Genomic DNA, 1,763 nt, shown 5'->3' with positions numbered 1-1,763 from the left:
ACGGCTAAGTCTAACAATGAATGGTAATTTTTGTAAATCGTCGCCCATTAGAGCAACATCAGCAGTTTCGAGAGCCGTATCTGTCCCTGCACCGCCCATTGCAATACCAACCGTCGATGCAGCTAATGCTGGTGCATCATTAATGCCGTCGCCAACCATTGCTACTTTATTATAAGTTGTCCGCAACGCTTTAATCGAATCTAATTTTTCTTGAGGCATTAGATCTCCTTTTATTTCAGTCACACCTAATTGCTTACCAATAGATTCAGCGGTTTTAGTATTATCACCAGTAAGCATAATAGTGTGTTCAATTGACAACTTGTGGAGTTCAGAAATAACGGCAGCACTTGAATCTCTTACTTCATCCGCGACAGCAATTACTCCTAAAATTTGTTCGTCAGTACCGAAATACATGGCGGTTTTCCCTTGTTCTTGAAATTGTCTGTATTGTACTTTGACCGCTGTTTCTTCGATTACTGATGCAGAAAACAGTTTAGGGCTTCCAATATAGTAACGTATGTTTTGATGTATACCTGTAAGTCCTTTACCTGTGATAGATTGGAAATCCTCGATTTGTATTGACTTGTAATCCACATTAGTTTTATCCGCTTCGTTTAAAATAGCAGAAGCTAATGGGTGTTGAGAAAGAGATTCCAACGATGAAATAATCGATAGATAATTTATATCAGTTTCAGAACTGGTTGCAATGAAATCCGTTACGACAGGCTTTCCTTTTGTTAAGGTTCCAGTCTTATCGAAAGCAATTGCTCTCAAATGACCAATTTCTTCCAGATAGACTCCGCCTTTTACTAAAACACCATTTTTTGCTGCATTACCAATAGCCGAAACAATTGAAACAGGTGTTGAGATCACTAATGAACAAGGACATCCGACAACTAAAATGGATAACCCTTGGTAAAGCCATTTATTCCAGTCACCACCAAAGAATAGCGGAGGAACAACCACTATCAAAAGGGCCATAATAATTATGAATGGCGTATAGTATTTTGCAAATTTATCTACAAAGGCTTGTGCAGGAGCTCGTTCTCCTTGCGCTTCTTCAACTAAGTGAATGATTTTGGCAATCGTTGTATCCGTTACTTTTTTTGTTACTTTGACTTCAAGAACACCTTCTTCATTTAGTGTTCCTGCAAACACTTCATCATCTAACTGTTTTTCAACAGGAACCGATTCTCCTGTTATTGCTGCTTGATTTACTGAAGAATGACCGTTGATAACAAGCCCATCCATGGCTATTTTTTGTCCGGGTTTAATGATCATAATATCGTCGATATCGATTTTATCGACACTGACTAATTGCTCTACATTGTTTCTCCTGATAAGAGCTTCTTTGGGAGCTATATCCATAAGAGAACGAATCGACTGTCTTGCTTTATCCATTGAAAATCGTTCCAAAGCTTCGCTAATAGCAAATAGTATTACTACAATAGAACCTTCGGCCCATTCTCCAATAAATGCGGCCCCAATAATTGCAATAGTCATTAAAGATTCCATGGAGAAGTCCAATTTGATCAAATCAGAGAACCCTTCTTTAAATAAATCAAATCCACCAATTATTATTGCCAATATATAAAGAGCTTTCGTTAATAAATGATCTTCGCCCAATGATAGTTGGGAAATCACAGCAACAAGTATAAAACCAAGAGAGATGATTAAAGCGATATTCCGTTTAATAAAAGACTCTTTTGATCTAACTTGTTCATCATTTTCTTGATCATCACGAATGATAAGATTTTCGAAGG

At 37.4% G+C, this 1,763-nt stretch carries 1 protein-coding gene; it reads right to left on the bottom strand.

Going from position 1 to position 1,763, the window contains the following annotated elements; all coding sequences use genetic code 11:
• Positions 1–1,763: heavy metal translocating P-type ATPase (locus ABTZ99_RS44880; protein WP_499619279.1), on the bottom strand; the 1,763-nt coding region annotated here is incomplete at both ends.

Source organism: Actinosynnema sp. NPDC002837 (assembly GCF_040295345.1).
Taxonomy (GTDB): domain Bacteria; phylum Actinomycetota; class Actinomycetes; order Mycobacteriales; family Pseudonocardiaceae; genus Actinosynnema.
The sequence above is the reverse complement of the archived record's forward strand: the minus strand, read 5'-3'. Positions and strand labels throughout refer to the sequence as shown.